Genomic DNA, 18,098 nt, shown 5'->3' on the forward strand with positions numbered 1-18,098 from the left:
GGCGGGACGCCCGGCAGGCGCCCCGCCCCCTGGGCCACCGCCCCGACGACGGGGCGCCAGGTCACCGCGTACGGCCACCCGGCGCGCGGCCGGTGGTCCGTGACCGGGGCGCGAGGTCCCGGGCCGGAGGGGGAGAGGCCGAGTGAGCTCCACCGACGCGGTGCTGCCCGGAGCCGGACGGCCGCAAGCGCCGGACACCGACCTGCTCGCGGGCGGACCGCCGCCCGTGGCCGGTCCGCCCGCCGGCCCCCCGCCCCCGCCGGACCCGTTCCCGCGCGGCGTGCCCCGGCCCGCCGTCCGCACGGCCGTCCCACCGCCCGGGGGCGGCAGACCCGGGCCGCTCCGCCGGGCGCGCTGCAACCGCAAGCTGCCCGGAGCCGCCCTCGGCGTGCTCTGCGCCGCCTACGCGCTGGGCGCCGCCCTCGGCTGGGGCTCGCGCCAGATCGCCGTCTTCATGGGCGACTTCGGCCTGGCCGCCGCCGCCCTCGCCGCCGCGCTCTCCTGTCTCGCGTACGGCTGCACGGTCGGCGGCCACGCCCGCCCGGCCTGGCTGCTGTTCGGCCTCTCCTCGCTGATGGTCGCCTTCGGCAACGGCACCTGGGGCTGGTACGAGCTGGTCGAACGCACCCCGCTGCCGCCGAACTCGCTCGCCGAGTACGCCTTCCTGCTGTTCGCCCCGCTCGCCATCACCGGCGTCCTGGTGCTCGCCCAGCGCCCGCGCACCGCCGCCGGCTGGCTCTGCCTGCTGCTCGACGGCTGGCTGGTGGCCGGCTCGCTGTTCACCCTCAGCTGGAGCCTCGCGCTCGGCCGCACCGCCGCCGGCGAGGCCGGCTCCCCGCTGCGGCTGGCCCTCAACCTGGCCTACCCGGTGCTGGACATCCTGCTCGTCTCGCTGGTCGTCGGCCTGCGCTTCGGCGGCCGCGACGGCAACCGGGCCGCCGTCCACACCGCCATGGTCGGCCTCGCCGTCACCGTGCTCTGCGACGCCCTGTTCACCTCACCCGAACTGCGCAGCAGCTACCACTCCGGCGAACTCCTGGACGCCGGCTGGTTCGCGGGCAGCCTGCTGCTCGCCTGGGCACCGTGGTCCCCGCGCTGGCGCCGCCCGCTGCGCGAGCACCCCGCGCTCGGCGGACTGCCCCGCCGCCGGGTCGCCACCACCTTCAGCGCGCTCACCCCGTACGCGGCCGCCGCCGTCTGCACCGCCGGGATCCTCTACAACGCCCTCGGCGGGCGCTCGCTGGACCGGGTGGTGGCCTCGGCCGCCTGCACCGTCGGCCTCGCGCTGATCCTGCGGCAGGGCATCATGCTGCTGGACAACCTCTCGCTGGCCCAGGAACTCGCCCACAAGGAGGCGCACTTCCGCTCCCTGGTGCAGGGCTCCAGCGACGTCATCATGATCGCCGGTGCCAACGGCGTGCTCTCCTACGTCTCCCCGGCCGCGCTCGGCGTCTACGGGCGCGACCCGGAGGAACTGGTCGGCGGCAACCTGCTCGACCTCATCCACCCCGAGGACGTCGACCGGGTGCTGCTGGAGGTCCGCCGCTTCCTGGCCCGCGGCCGGCTCGCCGCCCACCGCGACCCCGGCGGCGAGCCGCTGCCCGCCGCCCGGGTGGAGTGCCGGATCGCCTCCGGCGCCGGCGAGTGGCTGCACGTCGAGTCCACCGTCGACCGGTACCGCGACGGCCTCATCCTGAACAGCCGCGACGTCACCGAACGCGTCATGCTCCAGGCCCAGTTGCAGCACAACGCGTTCCACGACCCGCTCACCGACCTGCCCAACCGGGCGCTGTTCACCCAGCGGCTGCGCACCGCGCTGGCCGCCCGCGGCCCGCAGGACGAGGCCGGTGCCGGGGTCGCGGCGCTCTTCCTCGACCTGGACGGCTTCAAGGCGGTCAACGACACCGCCGGCCACCAGGTCGGCGACGAACTGCTGGTCCAGGCCGCCCGCCGGCTCCAGGGCGCCGTCCGCTTCGGGGACACCGTCGCCCGCTTCGGCGGCGACGAGTTCGCCGCCCTGGTCTGCGGCCCGCTCGGCCGCCTCCAGGTCCAGGAGCTCGCCGAACGGCTGCGCACCGCGCTCTCCGAGCCGTACTGGATCGGCGGCAGCGAACTCAGCGTCGCCGCCAGCATCGGCATCGCCTTCGGCAGCCCCGAACGCGGCCCGGCCGCCGACCCGCGCGCCGCCGCCGACGAGCTGATGCGCAACGCCGACCTCGCGATGTACCGCGCCAAGTCCGAGGGCAAGGGCCGGGTGATGCTCTACACCCCGGCCATGCGCGCGGACCTGGAGCGCCGCACCGACCTGGACGAGCGGCTGCGGGCGGCCGTCCGCGAGGGCGGCTTCGCCCTGCTCCACCAGCCGGTGGTGGACCTCGCGAGCGGCGCGGTCACCGCCGTCGAGGCCCAGGCCCGCTGGCGCTCCGCGCAGGGACTGCTGCTCACCCCCGCCGAGTTCCTGCGCTCCACCGGGACCGGCGACGCCGCGGCCCGGTACGCCCGCTGGCTGGTCCGCGAGGCGGTCGGCGCCGCCGCGCTGCGCCGCGCCCTGCCCTCCCGTGGTCTTCCCGTCCCGCCGCCGGTCCCGGTGTCGGTCCGGCTCTCCGCCGAACGGCTCTGCGCACCCGGCCTGTACGAGACGGTGGCCGCCGCGCTGCGCGACAGCGGGCTGCCCGGCGGCCAACTGATCGTCGAGGTGGCCAGGACGGGCCCGGACGAACTGGCCGACGAACTCGGCCGCCGGCTCTCCGCGCTGCGCCGGCTCGGCGTCTCCACCGCGCTGGCCGGCTTCGGGGCCGGCAGCGGCTCGCTCGGCGCGCTCGCCCGGCTGCCCCTGGACGGCCTCAAGCTGGACCGCTCGCTGGTCCAGGACCTCGGCGACTCCGCGGTCGCCCGCACGCTCGCCGGGCACGCCCTGCGGCTCGGCCGCGACCTCGGCCTGGTCACCGCCGCCGAGGGCGTCGACCTGCCGCGCCAGGTGGCCGTGCTGCAGGAGTTGGGCTGCCGCCAGGTGCAGGGCTCGGCCTTCTCCGCGCCGCTGGACGAGAGCAGGCTGCGGCGCGCCCTGGCCCGCCGCGCCTACCCGGTGCCGAGGCCGCCGGGCCCGCCGCCGGTCCGGCGAGCGTACCTGGCCGCGGAGGCCCGGACGAGTGGGCGCGCGGAGGGCGCGCAGGGACGTGTCGTAGCTCACCACAGCCCCTCCGACCTGCCCGAACACCAGGCCGTGCCAGGTCCGGGAAGCGGTCCGCATGGCGAGACTGCCGTCCCACCTGCTTGACAGTCGGGCCTTGGCGGGAGGAAGGTCATTGCCATGCGCACCCGAATTCTCGTACTTGGCGGGCGCGTCGGCTGAGCGGGCCATGCCCCGCTCGTGACAGACCGACGCGCCACCCCTCGCATGCCCTTGGGCACGAGGGGTTTTTTGTTGCACCGACGCCGTTCCACCACCGCAAGACCCCTGGCCCCGTGGCCCCGCGAAAGGGACGATTGGGGCAGAGCCGGCGATCGGCCCGCAAGCGGGACCCCACCCCTCGACCCCGGGGCCCGCAACCACCGGGCCGGCCAGAACCGAGAAGAGACAGGCAGATGACTGAGCACGCCGCAGCCCCCCGCCGCGGGGACACCCCGGCCGCCCACGCTCCCGCTCCCCAGCACGTCGTCGAGACCATGACCGGCGCCCAGTCGCTCATCCGCTCGCTGGAGGCCGTCGGGGCGGACACCGTCTTCGGCATCCCCGGCGGGGCCATCCTTCCCGCGTACGACCCGCTGATGGACTCCACGAAGGTGCGCCACATCCTCGTCCGCCACGAGCAGGGTGCCGGCCACGCCGCCACCGGCTACGCGCAGGCCACCGGCCGGGTCGGCGTCTGCATGGCGACCTCCGGCCCGGGCGCGACCAACCTGGTCACCCCGATCGCCGACGCCTACATGGACTCGGTGCCGATCGTCGCGATCACCGGCCAGGTCGCCTCCAAGGCGATCGGCACGGACGCCTTCCAGGAGGCGGACATCTGCGGCATCACGATGCCGATCACCAAGCACAACTACCTGGTCACCGACCCGGCCGAGATCCCCCGGGTGATCGCCGAGGCGTTCCACATCGCCGCCACCGGCCGCCCCGGCCCGGTCCTGGTCGACATCGCCAAGGACGCCCTCCAGGCCACCACCACCTTCCGCTGGCCGGCCGAGACCTCGCTGCCCGGCTACCGCCCGGTGACCAAGCCGCACGCCAAGCAGATCCGCGAGGCCGCGAAGATGCTGGTCACCGCCAAGCGCCCGGTGCTGTACGTCGGCGGCGGCGTCATCAAGGCCGGTGCCACGGCCGAACTGCGGATCCTCGCCGAGCTGACCGGCGCCCCGGTGGTCACCACCCTGATGGCGCTCGGCGCCTTCCCGGACAGCCACCCGCAGCACCTGGGCATGCCCGGCATGCACGGCACCGTCCCGGCGGTCACCGCGCTGCAGAAGGCGGACCTGCTCTTCACCCTCGGCGCCCGCTTCGACGACCGGGTCACCGGCAAGCTGGACAGCTTCGCGCCCTACGCCAAGGTCGTCCACGCCGACATCGACCCTGCCGAGATCGGCAAGAACCGCCCGGCCGACGTGCCGATCGTCGGCGACGCCCGCGAGGTGCTGGCCGACCTCATCGTCGCCGTCCAGGCCGAGTTCGACGCCGGCCACAAGGGCGACTACGGCGACTGGTGGGAGCGGATCGACGAGTGGAAGCGGACCTACCCGCTGGGCTACGAGCCCCCGGCGGGCGGCCAGCTCTCCCCGCAGCAGGTGATCGAGCGGATCGGCCGGCTGGTCGGCCCGGACGCCATCTACGCGGCGGGCGTCGGCCAGCACCAGATGTGGAGCTCGCAGTTCATCCAGTTCGAGAAGCCGGGCACCTGGCTCAACTCCGGCGGCGCCGGGACCATGGGCTACGCGGTGCCGGCCGCGATGGGCGCCAAGGCGGGCCGCCCGGAGACCTCGGTCTGGGCGATCGACGGCGACGGCTGCTTCCAGATGACCAACCAGGAGCTGGTCACCTGCGCCCTGAACGACATCCCGATCAAGGTCGCGGTCATCAACAACGGTTCGCTGGGCATGGTCCGGCAGTGGCAGACGCTGTTCTACAACCAGCGCTACTCCAACACCGTGCTGCACTCCGGCCCCGGCCACGACGGCATCGAGCCGCCCGCCCAGGGCACCCGGATCCCCGACTTCGTGCTGCTCGCCGAGGCGATGGGCTGCGTCGGCCTGCGCTGCGAGCGCCCCGAGGACCTCGACGCGGTGATCAAGCAGGCGATGGAGATCGACGACCGCCCGGTGGTCATCGACTTCATCGTCCACCAGGACGCCATGGTCTGGCCGATGGTCGCGGCCGGCACCAGCAACGACGAGATCCAGTTCGCCCGCGGGGTGCGCCCCGACTTCGGCGACGACCTCGACTGAAGCCCCTTCCGGAACGACCAAGGGAACCCACGACCCATGTCCAAGCACACCCTGTCCGTCCTGGTCGAGAACAAGCCCGGCGTGCTCGCCCGGATCGCCGCGCTGTTCTCCCGTCGGGGCTTCAACATCGACTCCCTCGCCGTCGGACCCACCGAGCATCCGGACGTGTCCCGGATGACCATCGTGGTCAACGTCGAGGACCTCCCGCTGGAGCAGGTCACCAAGCAGCTCAACAAGCTCGTCAACGTGATAAAGATCGTCGAACTCGACCAGTCCGCTGCGATCCAGCGGGAACTGGTCCTGGTGAAGGTCCGCGCCGACAACGAGACCCGGTCGCAGATCGTCGAGATCGTCCAGCTGTTCCGCGCCAAGACGGTCGACGTGTCCCCGGACGCGGTGACCATCGAGGCCACCGGCAGCTCGGACAAGCTGGAGGCCATGCTCCGGATGCTGGAGCCCTACGGCATCAAGGAGTTGGTCCAGTCCGGCCTGGTCGCCATCGGACGCGGCGCGCGTTCGATCACGGACCGCTCGCTGCGCGCCCTGGACCGCAGCGCCTGACGCCGCCGTCCTGTCTCACACCCTGAAGCACCGCACCGCCCCATCACCGGGTCCGCATACGGTAGGAACCGACGCAGACCCAGGCAAACCACTCGCAAGGAGATGTGCCCCCGTGGCCGAGCTGTTCTACGAAGACGACGCCGACCTGTCCATCATCCAGGGCCGCAAGGTCGCGGTCATCGGCTACGGCAGCCAGGGCCACGCCCACGCGCTGTCCCTGCGCGACTCGGGCGCGGACGTCCGGGTCGGCCTGAAGCCGGAGTCCAAGTCCCGCCAGAAGGCCGAGGAGGCCGGCCTGCGCGTGGTCACCCCCGCCGAGGCCGCGGCCGAGGCCGACGTCATCATGATCCTGGTCCCGGACCCGATCCAGGCCGACGTCTACGAGGCGGACATCGCCCCGCACCTGAAGGCCGGCGACGCCCTGTTCTTCGGCCACGGCCTGAACATCCGCTTCGGCTTCATCAAGCCGCCGGCCGACGTCGACGTCTGCATGGTCGCCCCGAAGGGCCCGGGCCACCTGGTCCGCCGCCAGTACGAGGAGGGCCGCGGCGTCCCGGCGATCGTCGCCGTCGAGCAGGACGCCTCCGGCAAGGCCTTCGACCTGGCGCTGTCCTACGCCAAGGGCCTGGGCGCCACCAAGGCCGGCGTCATCAAGACCACCTTCACCGAGGAGACCGAGACCGACCTGTTCGGCGAGCAGGCCGTCCTCTGCGGCGGCACCGCCGCCCTGGTGAAGGCCGGTTTCGAGACCCTGGTCGAGGCCGGCTACCAGCCGGAGATCGCCTACTTCGAGTGCCTGCACGAGCTGAAGCTCATCGTCGACCTGATGTACGAGGGCGGCCTGGAGAAGATGCGCTGGTCGGTCTCCGAGACCGCCGAGTGGGGCGACTACGTCACCGGCCCGCGGATCATCACCGACGCCACCAAGGCCGAGATGAAGAAGGTCCTCGCCGAGATCCAGGACGGCACCTTCGCCAACACCTGGATCGCCGAGTACAAGGCCGGTCTGCCCAAGTACAACGAGTACAAGAAGGCCGACGAGGACCACCTGCTGGAGACCACCGGCAAGAAGCTGCGCAAGCTGATGAGCTGGGTCAAGGAAGAGGCCTGAGCGACACCCGGGGCGTGCTGAGTCGGACCCTCTCGATTTTGTAACGCCCTTGTACAACTAGGCTGCTCCCGTCCGGGTGATTTCGCCGGACGGGAGCAGCCGGGTACCCAGCCCGTCGATACACTTCCGAGTGCGCGTCAGGCCCACAGCGTCGTGCGTCTACCTACGCGGCATGCCACCTTCCCCCGCCCTCCACGCCACCTTCGTGCCCGGGGGAACCGGACAGTTAAGGACCACTGTCGTGAGCAAATCCGTAGTTCTGATCGCCGAAGAGCTCTCGCCCGCCACGGTCGACGCCCTTGGCCCCGACTTCGAGATCCGCCACTGCAACGGCGCGGACCGCACTGAGCTGCTGACCGCGATCGCGGACGTCGACGCCGTCCTGATCCGCTCCGCCACCAAGATCGACGCCGAGGCGCTGGCCGCCGCCCGCAAGCTCAAGGTCGTCGCCCGGGCCGGCGTCGGCCTCGACAACGTGGACGTCTCCGCCGCCACCAAGGCCGGCGTCATGGTCGTGAACGCCCCGACCTCCAACATCGTCACCGCCGCCGAGCTCGCCTGCGGCCTGCTGATCTCGGTCGCCCGCAACATCGCGCCGGCCAACGCCGCGCTCAAGGGCGGCGAGTGGAAGCGCAACAAGTACACCGGCGTGGAGCTGAGCGAGAAGGTCCTCGGCGTCGTCGGCCTCGGCCGGATCGGCGTGCTGGTCGCCCAGCGGATGTCCGCGTTCGGCATGAAGATCGTCGCGTACGACCCCTACATCCAGGCCGCCCGCGCCGCGCAGATGGGCGTCAAGCTGGTCTCGCTGGAGGAGCTGCTGGAGGTCTCGGACTTCATCACCGTCCACCTCCCGAAGACCCCGGAGACCATCGGTCTGATCGGCGACGAGGCGCTGCACAAGGTCAAGCCGACCGTCCGGATCGTCAACGCCGCGCGTGGCGGCATCGTCGACGAGGAGGCGCTGCTCAGCGCCCTGCGCGACGGCCGGGTGGCCGGCGCCGGCCTGGACGTGTACGCCAAGGAGCCGTGCACCGACTCGCCGCTGTTCGCGCTCGACAACGTGGTGGCCACCCCGCACCTGGGCGCCTCGACCGACGAGGCCCAGGAGAAGGCCGGCATCGCCGTCGCCCGCTCGGTGCGCCTGGCGCTGGCCGGCGAGCTGGTGCCGGACGCGGTCAACGTCCAGGGCGGCGTGATCGCCGAGGACGTCCGCCCGGGCCTGCCGCTGGCCGAGAAGCTCGGCCGGATCTTCACCGCGCTGGCCGGCGAGGTGGCCGTCCGGCTCGACGTCGAGGTGCGCGGCGAGATCACCCAGCACGACGTCAAGGTGCTCGAACTGTCCGCGCTCAAGGGCGTGTTCGAGGACGTCGTGGCGGAGACGGTGTCCTACGTCAACGCCCCGCTGTTCGCCCAGGAGCGCGGCGTCGAGGTGCGGCTGACCACCTCCAGCGAGAGCCCCGAGCACCGCAACGTCATCACCGTGCGCGGCACCCTCGCGGGCGGCGAGGAGATCGCCATCTCCGGCACGCTGGCCGGCCCCAAGCAGATCCAGAAGATCGTCGGCGTGGACGCCTTCGACGTGGACGTGGCGCTCACCGACCACATGGCCTTCTTCAAGTACGAGGACCGTCCCGGCGTGGTCGGCGTCCTCGGCCGCCACCTCGGCGACGCCGGCATCAACATCGCCGGCATGCAGGTCGCCCGCGACGGCAGCGGCGCGCTGGCCTCCCTCACCGTGGACAGCGAGATCCCGCAGGAGGTGCTGTCGGCCATCGCCGCCGAGATCGGCGCCCGCTTCGCCCGCTCGGTCGACCTGGGCGCCTGAGCCCCGCGGCACCCTCGCACCGCCTCCCACCAGGGCCCGGACCACCGCACGCGCGGCGGTCCGGGCCCTGGTGGGTTCCTCCGGGTGAGGCGCGTCTCAGATAGTAGGAAATCCAAGTATCCGTGCAGACACCGCCGGGCCGGGGCCGTACGGTGGTGGAAGCCGTACGGTGCGCCGCCCCTGTAGCCAGGGAGTTCGGCCCGTGCGCGCGTGTACGCCCGATGGGCAGGCGACCCCCGCCCGGTGTACCCCCCTCCTCCCCACCGCCGCGTCCGTCCCCACGGCGCGTATCGAACCAAGGAGCCCCGGTATGCCCCCGACCGCCGACCGCCACGCCCCTTCCGCCCCCGCCGCCCCGCAGACCCGCGTTCCGCGCCGCCGCCGGGCCGCCGAGCGGAACCCCTTCGCCGCCGCCGCGCTCCAGCGCGCGCTGGACCGCCGCGACAACGGCGGCGTGACCGGCCACCACTGACCCCCCGCGGCCCTCCCGCGGGCGACGGCGCCGCAGTGGCGTTCATCCGCCGAATGGGCCGAACGGGCTGACGGAGTATCACTCCAAGGGGTGCAACTTGCCACCGTTCGGGGGAGGTTGCTCGCCCCGACCGGCGCGATATTCCTAATTTGGGGCCCCCGGAAGGGTGATCGACGGCCGCACGGGCGGGCGTCAGCGGCACCGCGTGCGGATCATTCCCCCGGCCGGGGGAGAGGACCCCATGCGTCGCCCCACCGTCCGCCGACCGCTCACCCGGCTCGGCCTCGCCCTGGCCTTACTGGCCGGACCCGCGCTGCTCGCCGGCGCCGCCCCGGCCGTCGACGGCCCGCCCGCGGCCCCCGCCGCCCGGGCCGCCGACCCGCCCGTCCCCGTCCTGCTGGAACTCGTCACCGAGCCCGTCGTCCCCGTCTGGCAGCGGGCCGGTGACGAGGCCCGGCGCCAGCGGCGCTCCCCGGAGGCCGTCCGCCGGGAGGCCGCCCAGGCCGGCGCCGCCCAGCGGGACCGCGCCTCCGCCGCGCTGGAGCGGCTCGCCGGCGCCGTGCACGACGCCGTTCCCGCCGCCCGGGAGCTCTACCGCACCCGCACCCTGGTCACCGGCCTCGCGGTGAGCGCGCCGGCCGGCCGGCTGCCCGCGCTGCGCACCCTGCCCGGGGTCGCGGCCGTGCACCCGATCGTCCGCAAGCGGCGTGACAACGCCCACTCGGTGCCGGTCACCGGCGCGCCCGCGGTCTGGGCGGGCGGCTCCTCCGACGGCGGGGCCGCCGGCACCACCGGGCAGGGCGTGCGGATCGGCGTCGCCGACAGCGGCATCGACTACACCCACGCCGACTTCGGCGGCCCCGGCACCGAGGAGGCGTTCCGCTCCGTCGACGGCGCGCTGCCCGCGCCCGCCGGGTTCTTCCCCAACGCCAAGGTGATCGGCGGCCGCGACCTGGTCGGCGACGACTACCAGCCGGACCCGGGCGCCCCGCACTACCAGCCCGACCCGCGCCCCGACGACAACCCGATCGACTGCGACCGCAACGGCCACGGCACCCATGTCGCCGGCACCGCCGCCGGCCTCGGCGTCACCGCCGACGGACAGCCCTACCGGGGCCCCTACCGGCCCGGCCTCGACCCGGCCGGCTTCAAGGTCGGCCCCGGCGCCGCGCCCGGCGCCCAGCTCTACGCGATCCGGGTCTTCGGCTGCGACGGCTCCACCGACCAGCTCGGCCACGCCCTCGACCTGGCCGCCGACCCGGACGGCGACGGCGACCCCGGCGACCGCCTGGACGTGCTCAACCTCTCGCTCGGCAGCCGCTTCGGCTCCACCGACGACGCCGACTCCCTCGCCGTCGACCGGCTGGCCGCCCTGGGCACCGTGGTGGTCGCCGCCGCGGGCAACGAGGGCGACGTCTACGGCATCGGCGGCAGCCCCGGCACCGCCGCCCGGGCCGTCGCGGTCGCCGCCTCCGTCGACCCGCACGGCGACGCCGACGGGATCACCGTGCTGGAACCGGCCGCCCTCGCCGGCGTCCTCCCGGCCCACTGGAGCGCCCGCTACCGGGACTGGTCCACGGCCGACGTGAGCGGCGAACTCGCGCTGCCCGCCGACCAGCAGGACGGCTGCGCGGCGTTCTCCGAGGCCGACCGGCAGCGGCTCGCCGGACGGATCGCGGTGCTCGCCTGGAGCACCAGGGAGTCCGAGCGCGCCTGCGGCTCCGGCCCGCGCGCCGACCACGTCGCCGACGCGGGCGCGATCGGCGCCCTGCTGGCCGCCGCCGACGACCACCTCGCCGAGATCGCCGGCAACGACCGGGTGCCGCTCGCCCTGCTCGGCCGCGCCGACGGCGAACGGCTGCGCGCGGGCGCCGCCGCCGGCCCGGTCCGGGTCCGCCTCGCCGCACCCGGCAACCCGCTGCACGGCGCCGCCGCCCAGGACCAGCCGCAGCGGCTCGACACCCTCACCGACTTCACCTCGCGCGGCATCGGCGTGCCCGGCGTCGTCAAGCCGGACCTCGCCGCCCCCGGCGAGACCATCTGGTCCGCCCTGGTCGGCAGCGGCACCGGCGGCCAGCGCGAGGACGGCACCTCGATGGCCACCCCGCACGTCGCCGGGCTGGCCGCGCTGGTCCGCGCCGCCCACCCCGGCTGGACCGTCGAGCAGGTCAAGGCCGCGCTGATGAACACCGCCGGGGACACCTGGCTCGGCGACGGCGGCACCGGCCCGGTCTACGGGCCGGAGCGCACCGGCGCCGGCCGGGCCGCCGTGGACCGCGCCGTGCGCACCCCGGCCGTCGCCTACGCGGCGGGGGAGGGCGCGGTCGAGGGCGCCGTCGGCGTCTCCTTCGGCCCGCTCGCGGTCACCGGGCCGATCGCCCTGGTCCGCGAGGTCGAGGTGCGCAACCTCTCCGCCGCCCCGGTCGCCTACCGCACCGGCTACGCGGCCGCCACCGACGCGCCCGGCGCCCGCTTCGAGCTCGCGCCCGACCGGGTCGAGGTCCCGCCCGGCGGCGCCGCCCGGGTGCGGGTCACCCTGCGCGTGCCCGGGGCGCTCGGCCGCGCTCCCGACCCGACGACCGCCACCGTCCAGGCCGGCCGGGCCCGCAGCTACCGCGCCGAGCTCTCCGGCCGGCTGCTGCTCACCCCGGACGACCCGGCCGCGCCCGGCCTGCGGGTGCCGCTGTTCGCCGCCCCGCGGGCCGCCTCCGCCCTGGCCGCCACCGACCCGGTCCCCACCACCCGCACCGGCGCGCTGTCCGTCCTCACCGGCACCGACGCCCCCGGCGGCGGGCCCGGCCTGGTCAGCGCCCTCGCGCTCGGCGGGGAGGGCGCCCGCTGGCCCGACTGCCCGCCCGACAGCGGGGCGGCGGTCGGCCCCGGCGCGGGCGTCGTCCCGGAGGGGGGCACCGAGGAGACCGAGCACCACGAGGACCTCTGCGTCGAGCGCCCCGGCGACCGGGCGGCCAACCTGCGCGTCGTCGGCGCCGCCACCGACGCGCCCGCCGTCACCGGAGACCCGCTCGCCGAGGGCCGGCTCTACCTGGGTGCCCGGGTCTGGGCGCCGGCCGCCACCCCGGTCGGGGTGTTCGCCGTCCGGGCCGCCCTGGACACCGACGGGGACGGCGCCACCGACGTGGTCGTCAAGGCCGACCGGCTGCGCGGCAGCGACGTCCTGGTGGCCCGCGCCCTGGACGCCCGCACCGGCGCCGAACTGGACGTCCAGCCGCTGAACGCCCGCTGGGGCGACACCGACACCGCCCTGCTGGACTCCGACACGGTGGTCCTGCCGGTGCGGCTGTCCGCCCTGCCGGGGATCGCCCCCGGACGCAGCACCGTCCGCTACGCCCTGTGGACCGGCCTCACCGGCTCCGGCACGCCCGACCCGGCCGAGGCCTTCTCCGCGATCGGCCTGCACGGCACCCGGCCCGTCCTCCAGGTCGACGTGCTGCACCCCGCCCTCGACATCCGCACCGGCCCCGGCGGCCCCGCGGCCGTCGTCGCCCCCGTCCACCCCGCCACCGTCCTCGACATCCACCGCACCCCCGGCGACCGCTCCCGCCTCCTGCTCCTCCACCACCTCAACCCCGACCCCACCCGCAGCCAGCTCCTGACCCTGCCGTAGCCCTTCGAGGGGGCGCTCGGCTCGTGCCGAGCGCCCCCGTTCGGGGAATCGGCCGGTTCCGGCCGCTTCACTTCGCAAGACTGGACCGGTGGAGGACACCCTTGAGCCGTACCCGGATTGGCTGCGGCCACCGGTGGAAGGCCGCATCGCAGACGACCTCGACCGGCTCTGCGACCTTCCCCCTCACACCGAACTACTGTTCGGCAGTCTGATCTTCAGTGCACGCCAGACGTGCTTTCACGCGCGAACAGTCAGTGATCTGGACCGGCGCCTGGATGAGCAGGTGCCGGCCGGTTGGGAAGTCTGGTGCCGGATGGGGGTCAAGCTGGACGGCCGTAACCGTCCAGAGCCCGATCTGATGGTTGTCGACCCGGCGACCCGGCTCTACGGGCTGACCGGTATCCACCACAAGCAGCTGAAGCTGGACCGCCCCTTCCCGGTCGACATCGATCTCACCTGATCCGACCGGACGGTTTGTCCGAATGGCGGACGCGGGATGTCAGGCTCTGGGACACCGGAGTAGCCTCCGAGCATGTCTCGCACGATTCGTCTCGCAGTCGTCCCCGGTGACGGAATCGGCCAGGAAGTGGTGGCCGAGGGTCTCAAGGTTCTGGGGGCGGTGCTTCCCGCCGATGTGAAGCTGGAGACCACCGAGTTCGACCTCGGGGCCCGGCGCTACCACCGCACCGGTGAGACGCTCCCGGACAGCGTCCTGGCGGAGCTCAAGGCCCACGACGCGATCCTGCTCGGCGCCATCGGCGACCCGAGCGTGCCGTCCGGCGTGCTGGAGCGCGGGCTGCTGCTCAAGCTGCGGTTCGCCTTCGACCACCACATCAACCTCCGTCCGGGGCGGCTCTTCCCCGGGGTGAAGTCCCCGCTGGCCGGTGACCCGCAGATCGACTTCGTGGTCGTCCGCGAGGGCACCGAGGGCCCGTACGTCGGCAACGGCGGCACGCTGCGCACCGGGACCGAGCACGAGGTGGCCACCGAGGTCAGCCTCAACACCGCGTACGGCATCGAGCGCGTGGTGCGCGACGCCTACCGCCGGGCCCAGGCCCGCCCGCGCAAGAAGCTCACCCTGGTGCACAAGAACAACGTGCTGGTGCACGCCGGCCACCTGTGGACCCGGATCTTCGAGCAGGTCGGCCGGGAGTTCCCCGAGGTCACCACCGACTACCTGCACGTCGACGCGGCGACCATCTTCTTCGTCACCCAGCCCGAGCGGTTCGACGTCATCGTGACCGACAACCTGTTCGGCGACATCCTGACCGACCTGGCCGCCGCCGTCACCGGCGGGATCGGCCTGGCCGCCAGCGGCAACATCAACCCGAGCGGCGCCTTCCCGTCGATGTTCGAGCCCGTGCACGGCTCGGCGCCGGACATCGCCGGCCAGGGCAAGGCCGACCCGACCGCCACCGTGCTGTCGGTCGCCATGCTGCTCGACCACCTCGGGTACCCCGCCGAGGCCGCCCGGATCGAGGCCGCGGTCGCCGCGGACCTCACCGAGCGCACCGGGACCCGCACCACCGCCCAGGTCGGCGACGCGCTCGCCGCCCGAGTATCCGCCTAGGAGGCCGGAACCCGACAGACGGTGTTCCGGCCCCCACCGGGCCGGACCCCATAACGGCAGCTTGCGGATCTCCAAGGAGTCCGCGGCTGTTCGGCACGGCCCTCTGGATGCGAGTATCGACAGTGGGCCGTGCCGTCGTGCGTCCGTTCCGCCCGGAAGGGGCGGAACGTCCACCCGGCGGAGCGGCCCGGACCAACCCCACGGTGAAGGACACACAGCCATGAGCACGCCCACCCAGGCGCCCATCACGTTCGACCTCAAGCCCTCCGCCCACCCGCTTCCCCAGGCGGAGCGCGAGGCCCGGCTGGCCAACCCGGGCTTCGGTCGCGTGTTCACCGACCACATGGTCACCATCCGCTGGACCGAGGGCGTGGGCTGGCACGACGCCCAGCTGGCGCCCTACGCGCCGATCGAGATGGACCCGGCCAACATGACCCTCCACTACGGTCAGGCGATCTTCGAGGGCCTCAAGGCCTACCGCCAGGCCGACGGCTCGATCGCGACCTTCCGCCCGGAGGCCAACGCCGCCCGCTTCCAGGCCTCCGCCCGCCGCCTGGCCATGCCCGAGCTGCCGGTCGAGACCTTCGTCGAGGCCGTCGAGCTGCTCGTCCAGCAGGAGCAGGCCTGGGTCCCGGACGAGCCGGAGCAGAGCCTCTACCTGCGCCCGTTCATGTTCGCCACCGAGGTCGGCCTGGGCGTCCGCCCCGCCGACTCCTACCTCTTCATGATCATCGCCTCGCCGGCCGGCGCCTACTTCCCCGGCGGCGTCAAGCCGGTCTCGGTCTGGCTCTCCGAGGACTACGTCCGCGCCGCGCCCGGCGGCACCGGCGCCGCCAAGTGCGCCGGCAACTACGCCGCCTCCCTGGTCGCCCAGGCCGAGGCCGCCGCCAAGGGCTGCGACCAGGTGGTCTGGCTCGACGCCGCCGAGCACCGGTGGATCGAGGAGATGGGCGGCATGAACCTCTACTTCGTCTTCGGCGAGGGGGAGAACGCCCGGATCGTCACCCCCGAGCTCTCCGGCGCCCTGCTGCCCGGCATCACCCGCGACTCGCTGCTCCAGCTCGCCACCGACCTCGGCCACCCCGTCGAGGAGCGCCGGATCTCCACCGACGAGTGGAGGCGGGGCAACGCCGACGGCACCCTCACCGAGGTCTTCGCCTGCGGCACCGCCGCCGTCATCACCCCGGTCGGCTCGGTGAAGTCCAAGGGCGGCGACTGGACCGTCGGCGCCGGCGAGCCCGGCCCGGTCACCATGGAGCTGCGCCGCGCCCTGCTCGCCATCCAGGGCGGCCAGGCCCCCGACACCCACGGCTGGCTGCACCGGATCGTCTGACCCCGCCGCCCCGGCCCGCCCGTCCCGGATCGCGAGACGGGCGGGCCGCGGCACGGACGATGTGCCTACACTGCGAGCGTGTCCTCGCTGTCGCTGATTATTAGCAGCAGGCGCGCCGGTCCGCAGTGACCGCCACCGCACCACCCGATGCGGGGCGACCACCAGCGTCCAGACCCGCGCGCAGACCTCTCGCACCCGCGAGGGGTCTTTTTGTTTCCCCCGGACCGGCCGAGGGCCCCCACAAGGGGCCCAGGGACACCGGGTGCGCGCGGGATGCTGGACAGTGGAGCCGGATTCAGAACCGGCAGAGCAGTAACCGACCTCCCGGAACGGAGAACCCAGGGTCATGACCCAGGCGACCAACCTCCCCGACGACGCCTTCCACGTCTTCGACACCACCCTGCGCGACGGCGCCCAGCGCGAGGGCATCAACCTCACGGTGGCCGACAAGCTGGCCATCGCCCGGCACCTGGACGAGTTCGGCGTCGGCTTCATCGAGGGCGGCTGGCCCGGTGCGAACCCCAGGGACACCGAGTTCTTCGCCCGCGCCGCCGAGGAGCTGGACCTCCGGCACTCCCGGCTGGTCGCCTTCGGCGCCACCCGCCGGGCCGGCGGCAGCGCCGCGGACGACCCGCAGCTGGCCGCGCTGGTGAACTCCGGCGCGCCCGTGATCACCCTGGTCGCCAAGTCCCACGACCGGCACGTCGAGCTGGCGCTGCGCACCACCCTCGACGAGAACCTGGAGATGATCCGCGACAGCGTCTCCCACCTGCGCGCCCAGGGCCGCCGGGTCTTCATCGACTGCGAGCACTTCTTCGACGGCTACCGGGCCAACCGGGAGTACGCGGTCTCCGTGGTCCGCGCCGCCCACGAGGCCGGCGCCGACGTGGTGGTGCTCTGCGACACCAACGGCGGGATGCTGCCCTCCGGCGTGCGCGAGATCGTCGCCGACGTCCTGGCGGCGACCGGCGCCCGGCTCGGCATCCACGCCCAGGACGACACCGGCTGCGCCGTCGCCAACACCCTGGCCGCGGTCGACGCCGGCGCCACCCACGTCCAGTGCACCGCCAACGGCTACGGCGAGCGGGTCGGCAACGCCAACCTCTTCCCGGTGGTCGGCGCCCTGGAGCTCAAGTACGACCGCCGGGTGCTGCCGCCCGGCAGCCTCGCCGAGATGACCCGGATCTCGCACGCGATCGCCGAACTGGTCAACCTCACCCCCTCCACCCACCAGCCCTACGTCGGCTTCTCCGCCTTCGCCCACAAGGCCGGCCTGCACGCCTCGGCGATCAAGGTCGACCCGGACCTCTACCAGCACATCGACCCGGCGACGGTCGGCAACACCATGCGGATGCTGGTCTCCGACATGGCCGGCCGCGCCTCCGTCGAACTCAAGGGCAAGGAGCTCGGGTACGACCTCTCCGCCGACCGCGACCTCGCCGGCCGGGTGGTCGCCAAGGTCAAGGAGCAGGAGAGCCTCGGCTACACCTACGAGTCCGCCGACGCCTCCTTCGAGCTGCTGCTGCGCGACGAGGTGCGCGGGCGCCGCGAGCGCTTCTTCGCCCTGGAGTCGTGGCGGACCATCAGCGAGCAGGGCCCGGGCGGCACCACCGGCAACGAGGCCACCGTCAAGCTCTGGGCCAAGGGTGAGCGGATGATCGCCACCGGCGAGGGCAACGGCCCGGTCGACGCGCTGGACCGCGCGCTGCGCACCGCGCTGGAGCGGATCTACCCGCAGCTGGCCAAGCTGGAGCTGGTGGACTACAAGGTCCGCATCCTGGAGGGCCAGCACGGCACCGGCTCCAAGACCCGGGTGCTGATCGACACCGCCGACGGCACCGCGACCTGGTCCACCGTCGGGGTGGCCGACAACGTGGTGGCCGCCTCCTGGCTGGCGCTGGAGGACGCCTACACCCACGGCCTGCTGCGGGCCGGCCTGGAGCCGGACGCCGCGTAGCGGTCGGCGGGGGCAGGACGGCGCGGCCCGTGGACCGGTGGGTCCGCGGGCCGCGCCGTGCGTTCGCGCGCCGTCGGGTGACGCTTCGCCGGGCAGTGCCCCCGGTTCACCGCAGGCGGGCGAGGAGGGCGTGTTCGACGAGGGTGATGAGGGCGCTCTTGGCGCTGTCGCGGCGTCGGGCGTCCAGGGTGATGACGGGGGTGTC

The 18,098-nt window shown here is 73.9% G+C and carries 11 protein-coding genes and 1 pseudogene; 11 read left to right on the forward strand and 1 reads right to left on the reverse strand.

The window, feature by feature from the left end; translation table 11 throughout:
• The first annotated feature begins 367 nt into the window (after positions 1–367).
• The 11 genes from ACFZBX_RS26870 (at position 368) to cimA (ending at position 17,893) form a co-directional block, all read left to right on the forward strand.
• Positions 368–3,277, forward strand: coding sequence for a putative bifunctional diguanylate cyclase/phosphodiesterase (locus tag ACFZBX_RS26870; RefSeq protein ID WP_391536359.1), 2,910 nt, complete (start codon positions 368–370; stop codon positions 3,275–3,277).
• A gap of 308 nt (positions 3,278–3,585) precedes the next feature.
• Positions 3,586–5,439, forward strand: coding sequence for an acetolactate synthase large subunit (locus ACFZBX_RS26875; RefSeq protein WP_391536348.1), 1,854 nt, complete (start codon positions 3,586–3,588; stop codon positions 5,437–5,439).
• A 36-nt stretch (positions 5,440–5,475) separates the two neighbouring features.
• The gene (gene ilvN / locus ACFZBX_RS26880; protein ID WP_030302941.1) at positions 5,476–6,000 is read left to right on the forward strand and encodes an acetolactate synthase small subunit; all 525 of its coding nucleotides are present in this window, start codon (positions 5,476–5,478) and stop codon (positions 5,998–6,000) included.
• A 112-nt stretch (positions 6,001–6,112) separates the two neighbouring features.
• The gene (ilvC, locus tag ACFZBX_RS26885) at positions 6,113–7,111 is read left to right on the forward strand and encodes a ketol-acid reductoisomerase (protein WP_350550163.1); all 999 of its coding nucleotides are present in this window, start codon (positions 6,113–6,115) and stop codon (positions 7,109–7,111) included.
• Between the two features lie 241 nt (positions 7,112–7,352).
• Positions 7,353–8,936, forward strand: a complete 1,584-nt coding sequence (gene serA, locus ACFZBX_RS26890; RefSeq protein WP_391536349.1) for a phosphoglycerate dehydrogenase — start codon at positions 7,353–7,355, stop codon at positions 8,934–8,936.
• 310 nt (positions 8,937–9,246) lie between these two features.
• Positions 9,247–9,408, forward strand: coding sequence for a hypothetical protein (locus ACFZBX_RS26895; protein ID WP_344327926.1), 162 nt, complete (start codon positions 9,247–9,249; stop codon positions 9,406–9,408).
• Between the two features lie 241 nt (positions 9,409–9,649).
• Positions 9,650–13,033 carry a S8 family serine peptidase gene (locus ACFZBX_RS26900; protein ID WP_391536350.1) on the forward strand — a complete coding sequence of 1,128 codons (3,384 nt, stop codon included), beginning with the start codon at positions 9,650–9,652 and terminating at the stop codon, positions 13,031–13,033.
• Between the two features lie 88 nt (positions 13,034–13,121).
• On the forward strand, positions 13,122–13,493 hold the full coding sequence (locus ACFZBX_RS26905; RefSeq protein ID WP_391536351.1) for a Uma2 family endonuclease: 372 nt from the start codon (positions 13,122–13,124) through the stop codon (positions 13,491–13,493).
• A gap of 72 nt (positions 13,494–13,565) precedes the next feature.
• Positions 13,566–14,603, forward strand: a complete 1,038-nt coding sequence (locus ACFZBX_RS26910; protein ID WP_391536352.1) for a 3-isopropylmalate dehydrogenase — start codon at positions 13,566–13,568, stop codon at positions 14,601–14,603.
• A gap of 220 nt (positions 14,604–14,823) precedes the next feature.
• Positions 14,824–15,936 carry a branched-chain amino acid aminotransferase gene (locus ACFZBX_RS26915; protein WP_391536353.1) on the forward strand — a complete coding sequence of 371 codons (1,113 nt, stop codon included), beginning with the start codon at positions 14,824–14,826 and terminating at the stop codon, positions 15,934–15,936.
• Between the two features lie 346 nt (positions 15,937–16,282).
• Positions 16,283–17,893 carry a citramalate synthase gene (cimA, locus tag ACFZBX_RS26920; protein ID WP_391536354.1) on the forward strand — a complete coding sequence of 537 codons (1,611 nt, stop codon included), beginning with the start codon at positions 16,283–16,285 and terminating at the stop codon, positions 17,891–17,893.
• A gap of 106 nt (positions 17,894–17,999) precedes the next feature.
• Here cimA and ACFZBX_RS26925 read toward each other — a convergent pair.
• Positions 18,000–18,098, reverse strand: a pseudogene (locus ACFZBX_RS26925) (ATP-binding protein); the annotation flags it as partial.

Source organism: Kitasatospora sp. NPDC008115 (assembly GCF_042957205.1).
GTDB lineage: Bacteria > Actinomycetota > Actinomycetes > Streptomycetales > Streptomycetaceae > Kitasatospora.